The 16,809-nt window shown below is 47.7% G+C and carries 18 protein-coding genes and 3 tRNA genes; all 21 read right to left on the bottom strand.

Annotation, left to right across the window (positions count from 1 at the left end):
* Positions 1-4 precede the first annotated feature (4 nt).
* Positions 5-280: a hypothetical protein gene (locus K9N75_RS07910; RefSeq protein WP_043491631.1), complete on the bottom strand. Its 276-nt coding sequence runs from the start codon at positions 278-280 to the stop codon at positions 5-7.
* Positions 273-599, bottom strand: a complete 327-nt coding sequence (locus K9N75_RS07905) for a DUF2190 family protein (RefSeq protein ID WP_043491629.1) — start codon at positions 597-599, stop codon at positions 273-275. Before K9N75_RS07905 ends, K9N75_RS07910 begins: the two co-directional genes overlap by 8 nt.
* Before the next feature lie 85 nt (positions 600-684).
* Entirely contained in the window at positions 685-2,667 is a 1,983-nt protein-coding gene (locus K9N75_RS07900) for a ClpP-like prohead protease/major capsid protein fusion protein (protein ID WP_326490415.1), read from the bottom strand.
* A 7-nt stretch (positions 2,668-2,674) separates the two neighbouring features.
* Positions 2,675-4,159, bottom strand: a complete 1,485-nt coding sequence (locus K9N75_RS07895) for a phage portal protein (RefSeq protein WP_096080955.1) — start codon at positions 4,157-4,159, stop codon at positions 2,675-2,677.
* On the bottom strand, positions 4,156-4,371 hold the full coding sequence (locus tag K9N75_RS07890; RefSeq protein WP_043491625.1) for a DUF6148 family protein: 216 nt from the start codon (positions 4,369-4,371) through the stop codon (positions 4,156-4,158). The genes K9N75_RS07895 and K9N75_RS07890 overlap by 4 nt, the downstream gene beginning before the upstream one ends.
* Positions 4,368-6,473, bottom strand: a complete 2,106-nt coding sequence (locus tag K9N75_RS07885; protein ID WP_096080956.1) for a phage terminase large subunit family protein — start codon at positions 6,471-6,473, stop codon at positions 4,368-4,370. Before K9N75_RS07885 ends, K9N75_RS07890 begins: the two co-directional genes overlap by 4 nt.
* The gene (locus tag K9N75_RS07880) at positions 6,473-6,970 is read right to left on the bottom strand and encodes a DUF1441 family protein (RefSeq protein ID WP_095661687.1); all 498 of its coding nucleotides are present in this window, start codon (positions 6,968-6,970) and stop codon (positions 6,473-6,475) included. Before K9N75_RS07880 ends, K9N75_RS07885 begins: the two co-directional genes overlap by 1 nt.
* A 289-nt stretch (positions 6,971-7,259) precedes the next feature.
* Positions 7,260-7,805 carry a hypothetical protein gene (locus tag K9N75_RS07875; RefSeq protein ID WP_096080957.1) on the bottom strand — a complete coding sequence of 182 codons (546 nt, stop codon included), beginning with the start codon at positions 7,803-7,805 and terminating at the stop codon, positions 7,260-7,262.
* An 87-nt stretch (positions 7,806-7,892) separates the two neighbouring features.
* On the bottom strand, positions 7,893-8,159 hold the full coding sequence (locus K9N75_RS07870) for a hypothetical protein (protein WP_096080958.1): 267 nt from the start codon (positions 8,157-8,159) through the stop codon (positions 7,893-7,895).
* A gap of 406 nt (positions 8,160-8,565) precedes the next feature.
* Positions 8,566-8,850 carry a hypothetical protein gene (locus tag K9N75_RS07865; protein ID WP_095661837.1) on the bottom strand — a complete coding sequence of 95 codons (285 nt, stop codon included), beginning with the start codon at positions 8,848-8,850 and terminating at the stop codon, positions 8,566-8,568.
* A gap of 130 nt (positions 8,851-8,980) precedes the next feature.
* A complete protein-coding gene (locus K9N75_RS07860; protein ID WP_224452364.1) occupies positions 8,981-9,514 on the bottom strand; it encodes a DUF2514 family protein in 534 nt (177 codons plus the stop codon).
* Positions 9,511-10,125 carry a glycoside hydrolase family 19 protein gene (locus K9N75_RS07855; RefSeq protein ID WP_224452363.1) on the bottom strand — a complete coding sequence of 205 codons (615 nt, stop codon included), beginning with the start codon at positions 10,123-10,125 and terminating at the stop codon, positions 9,511-9,513. The genes K9N75_RS07860 and K9N75_RS07855 overlap by 4 nt, the downstream gene beginning before the upstream one ends.
* A 9-nt stretch (positions 10,126-10,134) precedes the next feature.
* Positions 10,135-10,467: a phage holin, lambda family gene (locus tag K9N75_RS07850; protein ID WP_025797669.1), complete on the bottom strand. Its 333-nt coding sequence runs from the start codon at positions 10,465-10,467 to the stop codon at positions 10,135-10,137.
* A 680-nt stretch (positions 10,468-11,147) separates the two neighbouring features.
* Positions 11,148-11,224, bottom strand: a tRNA-Lys gene (locus tag K9N75_RS07845).
* Positions 11,225-11,588: 364 nt separating this feature from the next.
* Positions 11,589-11,663: transfer RNA gene (locus tag K9N75_RS07840), tRNA-Gly, on the bottom strand.
* 2 nt (positions 11,664-11,665) lie between these two features.
* Positions 11,666-11,742, bottom strand: a tRNA-Ile gene (locus K9N75_RS07835).
* Positions 11,743-11,986: 244 nt separating this feature from the next.
* Positions 11,987-12,616 (bottom strand): hypothetical protein, encoded by a 630-nt coding sequence (locus K9N75_RS07830; RefSeq protein WP_224452440.1) that lies wholly within the window; start codon positions 12,614-12,616, stop codon positions 11,987-11,989.
* A 251-nt stretch (positions 12,617-12,867) separates the two neighbouring features.
* Positions 12,868-13,269, bottom strand: coding sequence for an antiterminator Q family protein (locus tag K9N75_RS07825; protein ID WP_224452439.1), 402 nt, complete (start codon positions 13,267-13,269; stop codon positions 12,868-12,870).
* A complete protein-coding gene (locus K9N75_RS07820; RefSeq protein WP_224452438.1) occupies positions 13,262-14,128 on the bottom strand; it encodes a helix-turn-helix domain-containing protein in 867 nt (288 codons plus the stop codon). Before K9N75_RS07820 ends, K9N75_RS07825 begins: the two co-directional genes overlap by 8 nt.
* Entirely contained in the window at positions 14,128-15,090 is a 963-nt protein-coding gene (locus tag K9N75_RS07815; RefSeq protein WP_224452437.1) for a DUF7146 domain-containing protein, read from the bottom strand. The genes K9N75_RS07820 and K9N75_RS07815 overlap by 1 nt, the downstream gene beginning before the upstream one ends.
* Positions 15,087-16,706, bottom strand: coding sequence for a DEAD/DEAH box helicase (locus tag K9N75_RS07810; RefSeq protein WP_224452436.1), 1,620 nt, complete (start codon positions 16,704-16,706; stop codon positions 15,087-15,089). Before K9N75_RS07810 ends, K9N75_RS07815 begins: the two co-directional genes overlap by 4 nt.
* Between the last annotated feature and the right edge of the window lie 103 nt (positions 16,707-16,809).

Raw genomic sequence — 16,809 nt, 5'->3', positions numbered from 1 at the left:
AACGCTACTCCAGCCAAATCTGAGGTTTTCCATTAAAGAGCTGATGACGGGTGACGATATAGGACCCATCATCCACCACCACGTTGTCGTTGCGGCGTGGTGAATATGCCAATGAAAAAACCACTAATGAAACACCATCCCCCTGCACAGGGCCCATTTCAGGCAATAGATGAGACTCAACGGCCGTATAAGACTGCCCATTGATGGTGACCGCTTTGCCAAAGCGTTCAGCGGTCACACGATCCATTTTTGCCGTGAGCTGCACAAACGGACTAGCCATTGAGTTTCACTTCAATCATGGCGCTATTTTTATCAGCAGCCTTCCATGCAATGCCTGCGGCCACCGCATCAGTAGCGTCCAATTGAATTTTCCCATCTTTTAGCGCCACTTTTTTCCCCATAGGGATCACGTCTGCCGCTAATTTTGGTAGCAAAAAGACACCACTTACCATTGCGGCCCCTGCATCGCCCACGGGAATATCAGTAATTGCCACACCGACAATATCGCCAATTACGATAGGTTCACCGCTGGAAATTAGGTCGGCGTTACCATTAACAACCTCGATCACATTGCCATCTTGCACAAAATTCGTAGCCATACTCTTTGCTCCACGGCCCCAATGGGGCCGGATTTTAGGTATAAAAAAAGCCCGTTAGGGCTGTTCACATCACATGTGTGGAAAGTTATTTGCCGCTTGAATACACCAAACCGCGATGATCTAACGGAGCTACACCGGCATCAATACGGACCTTAGTGGCAATCCCGTCAGTATTAAAGCCTTCTTGCTGATCGATATAGGGCACATCCACACCATTAAGATAAGCAACCTCAATCGTATCCGTCCCTTTAGCCGCCGCCAGATACCATGCGGCTGCATCTTTATCATCCAGACGGGCTTCACTGATGACGGTTGCAAAGTTCTGGATTGGGTTGATGATCCCCGCGTTGATATCGGCACCTTTGACGCTTACAGACTTAATCGTCTGATTAGCGAGTGTTTCTAGCGCTGTTGGTACCAGCATAAATGCTGGACGGATATTAAGGCTTCGATCACCTTCTTTTTGGGTTCGCATCAACAAGCGGGCTTTGTCCAAATTAGCGACATCAATCGCCCCAGTGCTTACGTTCTTGTGGTCTGGACTGAAGAGTTTTTTACCATCAGACAGCACGGCGTTCGCCGTAAGAATTTCATAAACCAGATCGCCAATGGTCGCCTTCGCTGCTCGGCCCATTTTCATCGGGACATCAGTTAACTGGTTTAGATCATCGTTAATCAGTGCCTGACGCGTAATTGAGAAAATTTCACCGTAGGTTGCCAAGGCAATTGACTCACCACGATCTTTGGTTGTGATGTATTTATACTCTGCCCCCTCTCGAACCTTACGCAGGGAAGGGAAGCCCCCTAAACCGACACGATGAGCGGTTTTAAAGTCCGACAACTGCCCTTTTTTAGTCCAGAGCTCGAAGGTTTCCTCCGCCTCTTCCCACCCTTGCAAGATCGACTTATTCGCGACATCGAGCAGGATATTGCCAAAATCCGATGTACTGTGGGTTAGCGCCAGCCCCACCATTTGAACAGGATTCAACGAGGACACGCCAATACCGCGCTCAGTCAGTGACATACGTGCATATTCACGCAATGTCATACCGTTGTAGACGTTATCATTCTGACGTTCTTCATAGCCTGCACGCGCCATAATCGCCTGACGAATACCGTCACCGGTGAAATTACCGTTACTCGCATGAATAAGGTTATGAGGCGTGTTCTTATTTGATGGCGTCGCATCTTTGCCCAATTCAGCAAGCAGTTTATCTTTCGCTTGCTCGACAGAACATTCGATATCCTCAATACAGGATGCCTGCAGGGTTTGATGCTTACCGCCAAACATCGCAAACAGGTCTTTAATACCATTAATGCGCTGTTTTTGTTCTTCTCGCGCCTGAGCGCGGATAGCGTTCTCATCAACCGTGGCTGGCGCAGCAGTCGGAGCTGCCTGTGGTGTTGATACGGGGGCTTGGGCCTTTGGCGCAATAATCATATTCTTTAATGAATTAGGCATGGAATCAAAATCCTCAATACGTTTTGAATGAATGCAAGCCATTGCCTGCACAGATGTTGTCAGTTGATCAGCAAAACCATGCTCCACACACTCTCGTCCAGAAAGCCATGTTTCAGCGCTCAGCATGTCGGCTAATTCGTCAGTAGTCTTGCCGGTTTTCTTGGCATATGCGGGGATAAGCACCGTTTCGACCTTATCAAGGAGATCGGCGTAATCACGCATATCATCCGCATCGCCCCCCGTAATGCCCCACGGCTTGTGGATCATCATCATCGCATTTTCAGGCATGATGATAGGGTTGCCGACCATCGCAATAACTGAAGCCATCGATGCGGCCAGCCCATCGATATAGACCGTTTTGCTCGCAGGGTGGCTGTTAAGTAAGTTGTAAATGGCAATGCCATCAAACACATCTCCACCCGGCGAGTGAATATGTAAGTTGATATGGTCTAACTCGCCCAGCGCTTTCAATGTGCTAGCAAACTGCCGCGCACTCACTCCCCAATAACCGATCTCATCAAAGATATAAATATCAGCAGACCGTTCTCCACTGGCTTTCATTCGAAACCAGTTTTTCTCCCCGTTCGCAGCCGCTCGCGGCGTCATAAACACACTATTTTTTTGTTTTTTGCTCACTGCCTTCCCCTTTATCGTTCGCCGGGTCTGTGTCAAATTTCAGTCCTAAGGCGGCGTTTTCATCAATTTCGGCCTTGCGGCGGCGTTTAACATCGCCCGGATTTGCCCCCCGAGCCCGAACCCAATCGCCCTCCGTGGCTGCACCGCCACGTAAAAGCACCCGCCACGAATTAGCCTCTTTCAACGGATCAATCCACGGCATCACCGGCCCGCTGTATACCGCATTGAAAAGAGTCTCCTTATCCACATCGAGGGGGACATTAATCACTCCTGATGTGATCGCCATTTGAAGCCAATTGCGGTAAATCGGGCGACTCACCGCCGCGATAAAGGCATCTTGCAAAATGCTGTAGCCCTCAAACGATTCCACCAGCTCTTGGCGCTGTGAGCTGTAAGTCCCGTTGTAGTTACGGGCAATACTGGAAAAGCTTCCACGGCTTCCGGCTGCAACCGCTCGCAGTTGGCCATTACGGAAAGTTTCTAGGTTGGGATTCGGCCGGTCGGATTTAATCATGCCAATATCTTCGCCGGGCTGTAGCCCATCAAAAAGCATGCCCGGCTGGATATCTAATTCTCGAGGACCATCTGATGATCCTGAACCTTCGTTATCACCGTAGGTTTGGGGATCGCCTTTCTTAACAAACATGCCCAAAGCCGCCGCAATACGCGCTGCAGTCAATTCGGCATCCTCATACTCTTTGAGTGCACTTAGACGCATCAGCACCCCAGCGAGCAAACTATTGCCACGAATTTGGTGCAACCGACGCATAAACTTCAGATGAACCATGCTGTCTGCGGCGATTTCTTTCGTGTTTCCCTGCGCGCTGCCCAAACGAGTTAATGTTTTATACACAACGTATTTTGTCGGACGCCCCCACTCATTGAGCGCAACACCCTGACAAATCCCCTTACCCTCGTCATTTAGCTCAAGCGGGATAAAATCAGGCTCTAATGCTTCGATCCAAAAGGGAACGTTGCCCGTAGGATTTAGTCCTGCTGCCGCCCCGCTCACCATTTGCCCAAACACCTCACCATCACGTAACCACGTGCGTGCCATCAACCGCTCTAGCACGGGGCGCGTAAACTGCCCTGTAACATCCGGCGCAACAGACCACTCCGCCCAAGCCGCACGAATGTCTTTCGCTAACTCATCGGCAACCAAACCCGTTTTTAAAATGGGTTGAGGGTCTACAATGATTCCGCGGGCACCAACAATACGTTCCTCCAGTTTATCCAACAGACCAATCACCAAGTCATGGTTACAATCGAGCCATCGAGCCTGCTCACGTAACGAGCGCCCCCCTGATTGGGTCAGCTGATTGGCATTGCGGTTTTCACGTTTAGCACGGTGCGTTCTTGTCGGAGTAACGGCTTCATACGCCCGGATCATCGCCCGAGATTTAAGACGTGCCGCTTTCCAGCCCGGTGATACTAAACCAATGGCTTCATCTAATAGGCTCATACAAACCTCGCCAGTTTATGTGATGACCGTCCCCGTTGGCTGGCTTGATACTGCACAAGACGACGCTCCCAAGACATTCGGCCTTTCTGAATTTCGCCGAGGTTCTCCATCGTCATCGACTGTCCATTAAAGGTGATCGACTTCCCCTGTAGTAATGTTTTCTCGGCTTCCAGATAACACTGGATCATGTCTTCAATATCGGTCTGATTCATAACCAGCCTCCTGTCGTCGATGGCGCCCACGCCGAGGCCGTAGCCTCATGCTGAGTCTGTGATTGTGTTGTCTTATGAGTTGATACTTCGGATGTTTTAGTCTGAGCGGGGCGAGGCGATAATACAGGTATGGATTCATCAAGTGATCGCGCCCAAGGAGGTGGTTTTTCCCAATTTATCCTTTCGTACCCGCGCAACATAACCAATGCATGGGCATACACCATGAGGTCGAAGGCTTCATTAGCCCCCTTGCCCGGTTTCGTCCATTTTCCGTCTGGACTTCGCTCCTCATAGGTCAGCTCGTCATAGAACCATTCACCCAGCCACTCAGGAAAATGTATGTAATTAGCCCCTACCGTTTCACGCGATAGCGCGTTATTGATTCGATCTTTGAGGGCATTCGTTTGTAAGAGATAAAGAGGCACATCCCCGCGGGCCTCTGCACGACGATTCGGTCGGTCGGTATTATCAGGCAGTGTTTTGCTGATGATCTTACCGTTTGACTGGCTCGCCCCTTTAAAGAGATAGACTTTTTTATGCACCCCATCACGACGACACTGGCGCCAAAAGTCATATGCGTTACCCGTTACGCCATCCTCACCACCGCTATCCACTGCCATCGCCAACACCGGCAAATGACTTGTGGGATCAGCCGCTAAGGGCCACGTTCTATCAAGTACATCAGTACGTAATAAATCCCAATCCTCGAGATAGCCTGCGGGGTCAATGGGGAGGCTCTCGCCGTTTGGCCCGGCACGCATTGACTGCTTGATATTGAATCGATCAATCACCCACCGTTCACCATGAGCACCATAACCTATAACCTGCACAACAAAGCGGCGGTGTTTACCACCCTGCACATCGACTGTGGCCACAAGAAACCGTACTCCTGGTGGCACCGTCCGCTTAGCCACTTCCTCAGCGCGGGCCTTAAGGCTTTCTCCTTTACGCTGTTCGGTGCTAGAGCGTGGTGCGTAAGGCAATCCCCAGTCCGTATTAATAACCGCCTTAAGCGTTTCCTCACTGCCTGTTCGCTCATACTCCTGCTCAGCAGTCAGTAATTTATAGACCAGTTGCGCCCATGTTTGATAAGCCGCGGCGGGGCCTTCCATCCAAAACGATGCGATACGTGATCGACGCGCCTCGCCAGAAATCACGCCATGCCGATCAATACGCTGCCCTTCAATCAGCCATATCCCGAGATTATTTAACTCGCGTTTTTGTGCGGGCAAAATATGTCCCTCGCAATGAGGGCAAAGCAAAAAAGCTGATTCACTGGCAACGACAGGATCGGGATTATCACGGTAGCCATTCATTGAGCTCATGGCTGGCTGGAAATACTCACCACAATGAGGACAAGGCCAATACCAGCGACGGCGATCACCTCGGTTATAGAGAGATAAAATACCTGTCGTTGGTGGTGCTTCATGTATCGATGTTCGTTTCCACTTCAGATCGGTTATTTCTCTGCCGGGAGAGCTTTCCACCAGCGTCATACCCGCGGACATAAAGGTTGTCGTGCGTTTTGATGCCAGAGAAAAACCATCCCCCTCTCCATCAATATCCTCGGGGAAACGGTCATAATCCGTTAGCGCCACGCATTTAAAGTCCGATGAGGACATGACATTGATCGATGGCCAACCCAACTTTAAGTAGCTACCGTTGAGGAACACGCGATCGTAAACATTATTATCGTTGCGGCGTGGGCTTAAGCATTTAGTCACTTCTGGACTGCAGCGAAATGTTCGGGCAAGACGTTTTTTAGAATGCTCTTGCGCTTTGTCCTGCGTCATCTGGATAACCAGCATGTCCGAAGGATCGCAAACTACGTTATAGACAACCCACCCATCAATGAGTCCGATTGTTTTACCGGTTCGCGCAGGACCAACGAATATCACCGCATCATATTCACGTGAGGCTAGGCAGTTCATTGGTTCCACAATATAGGGCGCAACCATCGGGTCCCAAGGTACAGAGTTACCCGCCCCAACGGGGACACGCATATACCGAGCAACAGCATCCGCGACAGGCATGCGCCGAGGCGCACTCAGTAATCCATAGGTGTTTTTACGTAATACGCTGGCTGTAACCTGCGACGCCATCACGCCTCCTCTGGCTCTCCCTCCTCTGGCATTGAGGTGTCTGCATCAGCCACTTTTTGCGCAATCTGATCACGCATATCGTCTATGATGTTTTGAACGCGTAGCACCGCTGATGGTGTCATCGCGCAATCACGCTCAAGAATATCCGGTAAGGTTTCCAGACCTTGGATCATCGCCTTGGCCATAGACGCCATTTCCCGTGCCACATCACTTGCGGGGAGTAACTCCCCTATCTCTTGTTCGAATTTGAGCCGCTCACGTTCTGACTGGTACCAAGCTTTGCGATCCTGCGGCGCCATGTCATCACCTGAAACCGGCGTTGGCATCTTCATCAGTTCAGAGAGAACCGACGTTAATTTATAGAGCTTAAGGTTTGATTCATTCCCGCCAGAAGTTGCCACATTCTTTAGACGCGCCGTCACTGTTTGGCGATGAACATCCGAAAGTGCTGCAAGTTGGCTGATATTGAGCGTGAGATTTGTTAACTCTTTATCCATTCTCCACTCCAGTGATGAACAAAAAACAGTCACATTCACCACTGAAAAATAATTTAACTATTATTTTCAAAATGTTGAGGTAGTGGTGATGGCAGATCAAAATCCAAAAATGAGGCGTTTTCCGCGAGGTTGCCGCCCCGTGGCAAGGGCCCCCTTCGGGAGTACCTTTTCGATAATGAGTATCATTTACTTGGCAAACCACTAACTATAGTAGACATGCGGGGAATACCGGCTGTAATGCCTTTGTGATTGCAAAAAAAACCGCACAGAGGCGGCTACTTTTGAGTCGTCATCTCATAAACTGCGCAATTTTAGCTTTAAATCTTTTGTCAATTTTCAACCTGTATCTTTCACCGGTTGAGAGTGCTACAACACACTGCATTTTTTCAACAGATGCATTTTCATCTAATAGTCGTTTAGCTATTCTCTTCAGCCAACTATCATCATCGCTAATAATTATTCGGTAATTTGCCTCATCACCATGCTCTAAGCGAATGGGAAGTGGGTCATACGCCTGATTTCTGAACATTTGCTGAATCTCATTTTCACCACCAACAACCCAAAAAATTGCCTTAATCCTAATTGAATGAAGCGACTTGTTTACAACGGTTATCGCTACGACTGGCTTATCATCAACTTCAAAAAACATTCGTCCAAGTCTTACGCGACCACCTATAAACGCCTTGGGATTTCTCAGTGCTATATATAGCGAAGTAATAACGGCTGCAACTGTAGCAATCCCTGAAAGCCATGTACCAATCATTGACCAAAAGGCCCAATCAACAGCGGCACGGTTAGCCACTAACGTTTCATAAGCAATGTAGTTTGCGTCCATTTCCACCTCATATAGTCTATGAAGTGATTGTAGCGAATAGCATTATCACAGGCACTCAGTGAATGCCTGCTGTAATGCTTATATGAACTATGAAGCTAGCGAGGTTTCAAAAGCCATATCAGCACGGCAAATGACCCGAACAGTCTTATTATCAAGCGTGGTGATAAATGCCTCATTGCCACGATTAATCTCAATGCAAGGGGTGTTGTCATCCTTTGTATAATGAACGCGAGCAACCACTTTGGGGTCAGCTATCGCTGGGTTGAACTCCAATCGATAACAGTCGCCAAGAGCTGTCACACACTCAACGGGATTGCCATCATTTTTTACAGTAATAATTTTTAGTGCGTACATAGTTAGTTCCTTACATTAGTAATATTTAGGCAATAAAAAAGGCCGCCTAAGCGACCTTCATGATGCTCACTACCCTGATATCAAGATGTGTGGCATGGAGTGCAACACCAATAACAACCATTTACTCGAGAATAACCAAGGTTACGAGCAGTCTGCACGGCAGGTTGACAGGAACTAAACTCTCCAAGGTATTTACGATTAGCTGCCAGAGGAAGGCGTGAACAGTTCTCGGTGTGCACTTCATGGTCATTTTGATTGTCAGTTAGAGTGTGAACATAGTACTTCATTACGTATATCTCCTATGATTGCGTACGCATAGGAAACATAACAGAAATTAATCAATAGTTAGTGGATACACATCACGTTGTAATATATAGATAACTCATTTCGAACTGGGCGGGTTCCATCATCTCTGTATCACCGCCATCTCTCTGACGACGAAAGTATCATCATTAATACGACTTACACACATACCGACAGGGGCTCTATTCAATATCTCAAACAACCGACTTTGAGTTACAACCTTCGCTTGGTCACCACATCGGAATTCTTTCCCTTGAGGCTTTGGCATTTCTAGCTTCCCACCGCGAGAAGTAGATCCGTTTATAGCCCAGTTTAAAGCACCAATAATGCACACCACACCAATACCCAACACCATAAATACTGTTTTCGCACCATTGGAAAACTTCACGCTGAGTTCCTTCCCAAAATAAAAGCGAAGATAACAGCATGAAGAATATGGTTAAAATTGGTTGTATAGATCAATTATCGTTTATCGATCGTTCAAAACGATCGGTATTGCAAAGGTATTACGTTGGTATCTAAGGATTCACTGTTGCGACGGAATCATAGATGCGTTCACAGGTTTGTCCGGCGCTATAAGCACGGTCAGCCTCTTTTGCATACTCTCTTGCTGCTTCGTTAGATTCGCTGAGCAACTGGGTAAGCAATATGATGGCTTGGGACTTTGGCGCGCTTGAACTGGCAGCGCTGGAAAGTTTGCCGGTTTCACTGTCTGCAAATTTCTGCCTGAGTTGTGCGAGCTGTTGCTGCAACCTGTCAGCAGAGCGCTGAGCATCAATAGCATCAGCTTTAAGCTGTTCGTTGTCTTTATCTGCATCTTTTACCGCCTGATTTGCCGCCTGTTGCCTGCGTTGCTCTTCTGCTCGTTCGCCTGCCTGTCGCTGGGCGAGAGCATCAGCATCATCTTTATCGCGCTGCGTCCATTTTAATTGCCAAGATTTATCAGCGCTGTCATAGCCGACGGAGTAAGCCCCTAATAACGACAAAGCCACCAGCGCTATTAACGTTAGTGGCTTCCAGTAAATCTTGAGTAAACCAGCAAACTCTCTCATACCATCAACGCCGCCCGCGCTTTGTTGTAGCGTACCTTGCGATCATCGATACCGTTCAAGCCGCCGTTGATAATCTGCGTCACTCGGTAGACGTCAGCACCGTAGGCCATACAGCCTTTTGATGTGTAGAACCATGCAGCCGAACGCGCAGCTTGTAGCTCTAGCTCGAGCAGTTCTGGCTTAGTCACCAGATCAAGCTTTAGCGCTGCGCCACATGCGCGATAGTTATCAAGTCCGGTAATCTGGATAAGGCCGCGGCCTCGATACTTCCAACCATCGCCGGAGGCTTTATTACCTAAGCGGTTGGCATAAACCAGATTAGCGATGGCATCTTGTCGCGCTGGTTGCTGCGTCGTTCTGCCAAGGGCATTGGCCTGCTGCTGAGTAATACGCTTACCAAATACAGTAACCAAAGCACCCGGTGTGTAATTCAGTGATTCAACAACCTGCCGAAACCCACCAGACTCATGACCCACCTGAGCAATAAACATCGCCTGATCGGTTGCCGCTGTGATACCAAATTCTTTCATTGCTGCATCGATGTGCGGAAACCAGCGCGCAGCTAATCCGGCGCTAATATCAGCCGCCTTTTGAAACTGTTCGAGATCCATGGAATTACCTTACTGTTGAGGAGGGACGCCAGTCTTACTGCCGACAACACGACGTAGAACCGAGCTGAAATAATCAATACCCAAGAAGCCAATAAAGACACTGCCGATATATGCCCACTCTTGATCCCAACTCATTAGCGTAAGCAGGTCTTTAATAAAGAATGCCACCAGTGCGCACATAGCGGCATCCAGAATCCGTCGCCACATCGGAGACTCTCCGTTATATATCCCCCGCAGAATAGCCATTAGACCCGCAATGAATGCGTAACTTCCCTCGCTGCGGTGCTCTGCAATCCATGTCATTAACATGGCCCAGAGCTCGGGGCTTTTGTGCATTTTCATGTTCTCCCCCCATCCACCAGCGCGGTAGGGTTAATTAGTGGAATAGCACCCAGCCGTAACCACTCTCTGCTAGAAAGTGTTTAATGTGTGGATGGTTGTTGGCTGGGCGCTACATATGAAAAAGGCCACCAGAAGGTGGCCTATAAATATAGTTATAGAATTCAGTGAGAATGCTTAGCTCATTATATTATCGATTTTGAGCTAATGATTTTTCACCTGTAATCTCATACAGCTAAGTACTTAATTACTAGATTTGGAGATAAATTATTATATCCTATATGCGAAGTGTTTTACTGGATTAACAAAGGAATCTAAAGGTGAACATATGAGAGTCTTCATGAGCGAATGGCTTATAGGGCTGCAAGCCTCTGCTGCGTCATTAATCTTAATATTGCTATTGTTCTATATTGTGGCTGCCTGAAATAAAACATCAACACAATCGGCTGAGCCATCTCCACTGGTTGAAAGACGCGCACCTGTATTCGGTGCTATATGAAGATGGCTCATGCAGTTGTGCAGCACACCAAACGCTCTGGGTTATCCCTTCTTCGCTGAATGATATGCTGACTTATTCATAAAACAAAACCATAGAAAAATAGAACACCATCATCAGAACACAAATACCTAAGAATACGTATAAGTCTCTTGATGGCATCATCTATATCTTCCATTAACATAATTGGTCCGCCACCGAGGTCTCGAACCCCGCACCTACAACTTAAATGGTTATCGGCTCTTCCTGCTGAGCTAGTGGCGGTTAAGGGTGCTATAGCAGCCGACTACTCTTGCGTTATAAAACCACGCGAAAAACTAGCCCCCCTGATTCTGCTATAGCCCGTGCAACGTACAGGAGAAAATTTAACCTTACAATACCGCATGGTTATTTTATATTTGCTTACATTCAATATTCAGTTTCACCCTACAAGCTTCTGTCTGAATATCCCGATAGCAGCGTTCACAATGGAAAACGGTCAGAATTCCCAATCGCCCCTCTTTTAAGGCTGAACGCCTTAATTCGAGATGTGCTATCCAATGCCGCTTTAACCTTCTAATTTGCCACCAGCGTTCAATGGCAAGCCATAATCTCGTCTTCATTTTTACCGTGTAAACATAGCTAAAACTGGAGCGGTCAGCGGGAATCGAACCCGCATCATCAGCTTGGAAGGCTGAGGTAATAGCCATTATACGATGACCGCTTTGGTGGCCCTTGCTGGACTTGAACCAGCGACCAATCGATTATGAGTCGACTGCTCTAACCAACTGAGCTAAAGGGCCAGTGCTGTAGTGAGCTAACTTAAGGAGCCAACAATAACTACTCTCGTTCTGGGTGAGTATCTCCCTACAGCGGCGGGCATAGTATTAGCTAATGTTAATCCATGCAATAACAGTGGGTTATTTTAAGACAAACTCTGATTTTATTACTACTTTAAGCAGTAGCCGAGGCAGTGCATTTTGCACCCGCTTCTGGCTCCATCTTCTGGACTCAGGGCAGCATGATGATTACGACATATATTTAGGATTAACACATACCATCGGCGTTTGTACTAATGCTCGAACTTTTGTCTCTTTTCATAAGGTAGTATGCCACATAGAAGAGTGAGAGCATAAATGGCGTCTCATACAACTCCTCCATCAAATCCTGATAGGCTCGATCTTGCAGGAAGATAAAAGAAAAATATCTATGGTGTTCAACCGTATCTGAAATCAGGAAGCACACTACTGTAAGTAAACAATCCCAAAGAGGAAAGGTTCCTGACTTTAACTTGTACGATACCTCATGCAATATATTTGGCATGAAAAACAATAAAACGATTGCACCGATCAAGACTACAGATATTGTCCGAAAAATCACTTTTGGTTCTTCAGGGAAATAGTCTCGTCCCCAGCTAATACCGCGCCCAAAAAGAGTAACCCACCACACTATCGACCACAGCCAAAATGCTCTTTTCTGCTCAGATATAGGGGCCTTGCGAATATACATCCATGTAAAAAACGCACCGAACAGCAGCCATACCGATTGTAATGACTCGATGAAATCAACAACGAAACCATCATAAAGCGGCACGCTCACTCTCTCTAATAATAGAAAAAAAAGAATCATTGCGAGTGAAATTAACGTGTGAGGGTATAACTTTTTGTCAAACTGCATGAAAAACTCAACTCAAAATAATACTGATAAATGTAGCCGCAATTATCAGCCCTATGAGTAAAAATAGCTGTCATATTTTTTGTATCAAAATAATAACGTATTTTATTAATGATGCGCTAAACTTCCCGCTAGGGTCGAGATCTAGCCATAAATGAAAAAACCCGCACTAGGCGGGCTTCTTGATTATGTAAGCTAGGTGACGAACTAACCACTCTTATCAGAATATCAGCGTTTTTACGTACGTAAAGCTATTATGCTACTTTTCTTACTACCGCCTCTTTTCGTACTAAACGATCCATTTCTAAGCGAACATCTAACGCCATCAGCAAACCTTCGACGATCCCCTCCGCTTTCTGTAATTGCTTACCTATATGTCCATCTGAACAACTATGCTGTTTGGCTAGCGCCATGAACGTTTTGCCAAATAAATAATAGTCCACCAGCAAATCATGAGCATCAGGGTTCTTTTTGTTCAACGTTGCCATACAACCCACGATCACCATTGCATCATCATCACAGCACTGAGGACGTGATTTTACTTTTGAGGGAATTAAACCAGAGAACCCCGCAGCAATCGAGTTCCAGCAAACGTCTTCTTTATTATTGGCGGCCCATGCGCCCCAGCGCTCCATGACCATCTGAATATCACGCATCAGCACATTCCCCCACTAAATTCAGAATGATATTTTCTGTAAGCTCACCAAGATCCATTAAGGGTTCTTTCTCAAATACCCACTTGCACACCTCTACGGCTTCTTCACGGCTAACAGGACGTATAACTGCAAGCAGACTTTCGAGATATTGCTCACGATCATAAATATGGCTACGTCCACCATCGGCATATTCATAGCCCAGCTCTTTTTCAGCACGGTTACGCAACTGATAGAGCCAATCCCAATATTGAAACTCACGGACAACATCTGAAAGCGTGGCTGGCTCAGGTAGTTGAGCAACAAAACCCTTTGATGCCGCTTTTCGCTGATCATCAATCTCGTAGCAACGCGCTCCCTGAACGCAATTATCTGCGATTTCTTCATCAGTCCATCCCCAGCAGGATGAGTACACATCCGCTAGCTCACCGGACAACATCATCCCTTCCGCTGGGGTATTGTCCAAAGCGGCTTCATTGCAACCAAAAACAGCACGTACCTTGCTAGCCTCTGAAATAGCCTGTTTCGCCGCGCTTATATAGCCTTCTGGGTTATCCATCGACATAGTGCTAAACGCTATCTGGAACGGAGCCGCACCCGACTTCAACAAGTAGTTGCTATAGTGTTCCTGCGCTTGCTTAGGCGTTATCTTCAGTTTTTGCAGTGCATCTTCTGCTGCTTGCAAGTGCGCTGGCTCGTTGAGCTTAATAACCTCCAACACCCACAAATAAGCATCCGTCTGCTTATGCCCGGTAATAACCCGCTGGGGTGGTAATGGCTTCGTTACCGCAACCTCGGTGCTGTAAGTTGGCTCTGGAATTGTGAATAGGTCTTGATGTACTGGATTACCTTTATTAGACATTATGCGGCCCTCCCCAGCGGCCATTCGAAAACTTGTGCACCATTGATGAGCATATCGTTGAAATCACCTGATTCCGGCCAGCGGATACTGACCTTCTCAACATCGTTGTTGGATAAAATATTGCGATGCCCACACTCAAAAGCGGCGGCGTGACCTGCCCCATTTAAATCTGTGTCAGCAAAAATAATGAGATGTTTAACGCCCATCGGCGCTCTGAATCGCTTCATGAATGACGTGTTCAGTACTGCCCATACATTGCTGCCGTAGATTTGTCGGCACGACAGCGCGGTCTCTATACCCTCAGCGATACCCAGCGTGGATGCAGGAGGAAACATACGGATCGCAACTGAACCGGCGTGCTCCAAATAGCTGTCCTCTTGTAGCGACAGCATGCGCTTGGCGCTCTCACCCAAATTGGCTTTTTTATCGCCATCCAACAAAGTCCGATGCAAATAACAGAGCGCCCCTTTATCATCCGTTGCCAGCGAAAATAAGCTTTGGTAGTGCCGTCCGTTAAATGGCTGCTCGAGGCAAAAACGGATGGCATCTGAAGGAAGGGTATTGATCCCACGATTACGTAGATACATTTCGCCGGTCGTCCCCCTAAGCTCCGCTAGCCCTGAATATTTTCTTGAAACCGCTTCACGCTGTTTCTTCTTGCCACTTTCCACTGGTTTGGATTCGGTATTTGGCTGATACTCCCGCCCTATAATCGTATCGACCTCAGCAGCAAGTGTTTTGAAATCCTTACCCTGAGTGATGGCAAGCAGCTTCCATCCATCACCCGCGCCGCATTTACACACCCATGTACCGCGCCCATCTTTATCGTCAAAACGGAAACTGCCTTTCGACTGGCAAGCTGGGCATTTCCCTTTGAAGTGACGTTTACCCGTTACAGGAGGTAAACCATAGTGCTCGAACACCTCTGGCCAGCGTCCGATCACAGCATCAGTAGTTTTCATGGTGCCACTGCCTTACGTGCTGCCAAAGACGCACGAACGTTGCTGAGATGATTTTCCGCTTGCTCAATCCCACTTAACGCAGGCTGACGTGGCTCTGTACTTTTGGATTTTTCGCGGCCTTTAGCGAAGGCGATTTGCTTCCACTTAATGTAATTGTTGACCTCTGGGGTAATTTCCATTGGGTAATCTTGTAAACCGTTGGGCCATGTCCCGAACTTGTCCTTGAAGGTATGAGCACACCAGCCGTCAGATACTGGCTTGCCTTGTGCAGCGCGTTGACGCTGATAAAACTTGATTTGCGACCACCAGCTTTGCTTCTGCTGCTTAGTCACAACCTTCTTTTTCCCGCTGATTTGCTTGAGTCCACGGCTCGCATCCGTATCAACATCCTCACCTGCAAGCGGCTTATGGCCGCATTTAGGACACTGGTAAACACCAGCAGGCTTCATGTAATGGCACTGAGAACACTCTTTGGGTAATTTCTCGCGCTTCTCGTTTTCTCGTTCCGATACGGCTGTTTTCATCCCATCGTTTTTAGAGGGAAGTGTGTCGTACTCAATGCTGTCGGGATAACCTAGCCGATGGACAGAACCCGAGTGATCGAATACCAAGCACTTATCTTTGCCCTTGGCAGTACGTAGCCCACGGCCAATAATTTGTAACCAGCGGATCTCGGATTTCGTCGGGCGGGCGTAAATGATGCAACGAACATCACTGTCGAACCCCGCAATCAAAGTGCCAACGCTAACAATGATTTTTGTCGCACCCTGCTCGAATCGGTGGATCATCATCTGGCGTTCGTCGTGTGGGGTTTGGGCTGTCATAACCTCAGCATTTACCCCCGCCTTATTGAACTGGAGAGTGACATAGTTGGCATGATTAACATTGACGCAAAAAGCAACTGTCGGGCGATCTTCGCCATGCGAAAGCCAATTACTGACAATATCGCCCACCAGATCAGCGCCACACATAATCTCTGCTACCTCATCCTCTTTGTAGTCGCCACCGAACTCATCTGAACGAGTAACCTTTACACCTGATAAATCGGGCTTTGTTGGCGCAAAAAACTCGTAGCCACACAACACGCCCGTATCCATCAGCTCTTTAATCGTGGTTGGCTTGATGAGTCGCTGGTAATACTTGCCAAGGAACGGCGCAAAGGGGGTGCCAGACAAGCCGATAACTTTGACATGGGTCTCCGTCGTTAAATACTTAATAACCTCAAGCATCTTTTTGCGGCGAAGATGGGCCTCATCAACGATGAGCAAATCAATGTTCTCTGGAAAGTCACGACGGATTAACGTGTCAGCGGAAGCAATCTGGATCTTGCGCTCTGGGTCATAATTGGGGTGATCGCGCCATACATAGCTGATCTCATCCTCTGGCAGGCCATATTGAATAAAACGCTTTGCCGTCTGTGTAACCAGTACGGTATAGGGGCAGGTCATCAGAACGCGCATACCACGTGAAACAAACCCATCAGTGATAAACGCACTCAAGCCAGTTTTACCGCTCCCTGTTGGGCTGTAAACCATGAACGAGTTGTACTGCTTCCAGTCACGTCGTAACATATCCAGCGCACGCTGCTGCGCTAAGTTAGCAGTGATGTTAAGCATGTTTTACCTCCGCAAGAGCTGGAGCGCGAAGACTCGCCAAAGTAACCCGCTCCAGTTTCTTGCACTCTTCCGAGGCTTTCTCAATCTCACCAATAATCATTGG

The organism is Hafnia paralvei (assembly GCF_020150375.1).
GTDB lineage: Bacteria > Pseudomonadota > Gammaproteobacteria > Enterobacterales > Enterobacteriaceae > Hafnia > Hafnia paralvei.
This window is presented reverse-complemented; position numbering and strand designations above follow the sequence as displayed.

What these genes read in the sequence shown, in the direction of transcription:
- K9N75_RS07910 (WP_043491631.1), bottom strand. Translation starts at nt 280, where the DNA reads ATGGCTAGTCCGTTTGTGCAGCTCACGGCAAAAATGGATCGTGTGACC.
- K9N75_RS07905 (WP_043491629.1), bottom strand. Translation starts at nt 599, where the DNA reads ATGGCTACGAATTTTGTGCAAGATGGCAATGTGATCGAGGTTGTTAAT.
- K9N75_RS07900 (WP_326490415.1), bottom strand. Translation starts at nt 2,667, where the DNA reads ATGACGCCGCGAGCGGCTGCGAACGGGGAGAAAAACTGGTTTCGAATG.
- K9N75_RS07895 (WP_096080955.1), bottom strand. Translation starts at nt 4,159, where the DNA reads ATGAGCCTATTAGATGAAGCCATTGGTTTAGTATCACCGGGCTGGAAA.
- K9N75_RS07890 (WP_043491625.1), bottom strand. Translation starts at nt 4,371, where the DNA reads ATGAATCAGACCGATATTGAAGACATGATCCAGTGTTATCTGGAAGCC.
- K9N75_RS07885 (WP_096080956.1), bottom strand. Translation starts at nt 6,473, where the DNA reads ATGGCGTCGCAGGTTACAGCCAGCGTATTACGTAAAAACACCTATGGA.
- K9N75_RS07880 (WP_095661687.1), bottom strand. Translation starts at nt 6,970, where the DNA reads ATGGATAAAGAGTTAACAAATCTCACGCTCAATATCAGCCAACTTGCA.
- K9N75_RS07875 (WP_096080957.1), bottom strand. Translation starts at nt 7,805, where the DNA reads ATGGACGCAAACTACATTGCTTATGAAACGTTAGTGGCTAACCGTGCC.
- K9N75_RS07870 (WP_096080958.1), bottom strand. Translation starts at nt 8,159, where the DNA reads ATGTACGCACTAAAAATTATTACTGTAAAAAATGATGGCAATCCCGTT.
- K9N75_RS07860 (WP_224452364.1), bottom strand. Translation starts at nt 9,514, where the DNA reads ATGAGAGAGTTTGCTGGTTTACTCAAGATTTACTGGAAGCCACTAACG.
- K9N75_RS07855 (WP_224452363.1), bottom strand. Translation starts at nt 10,125, where the DNA reads ATGGATCTCGAACAGTTTCAAAAGGCGGCTGATATTAGCGCCGGATTA.
- K9N75_RS07850 (WP_025797669.1), bottom strand. Translation starts at nt 10,467, where the DNA reads ATGAAAATGCACAAAAGCCCCGAGCTCTGGGCCATGTTAATGACATGG.
- K9N75_RS07830 (WP_224452440.1), bottom strand. Translation starts at nt 12,616, where the DNA reads ATGCAGTTTGACAAAAAGTTATACCCTCACACGTTAATTTCACTCGCA.
- K9N75_RS07825 (WP_224452439.1), bottom strand. Translation starts at nt 13,269, where the DNA reads ATGCGTGATATTCAGATGGTCATGGAGCGCTGGGGCGCATGGGCCGCC.
- K9N75_RS07820 (WP_224452438.1), bottom strand. Translation starts at nt 14,128, where the DNA reads ATGTCTAATAAAGGTAATCCAGTACATCAAGACCTATTCACAATTCCA.
- K9N75_RS07815 (WP_224452437.1), bottom strand. Translation starts at nt 15,090, where the DNA reads ATGAAAACTACTGATGCTGTGATCGGACGCTGGCCAGAGGTGTTCGAG.
- K9N75_RS07810 (WP_224452436.1), bottom strand. Translation starts at nt 16,706, where the DNA reads ATGCTTAACATCACTGCTAACTTAGCGCAGCAGCGTGCGCTGGATATG.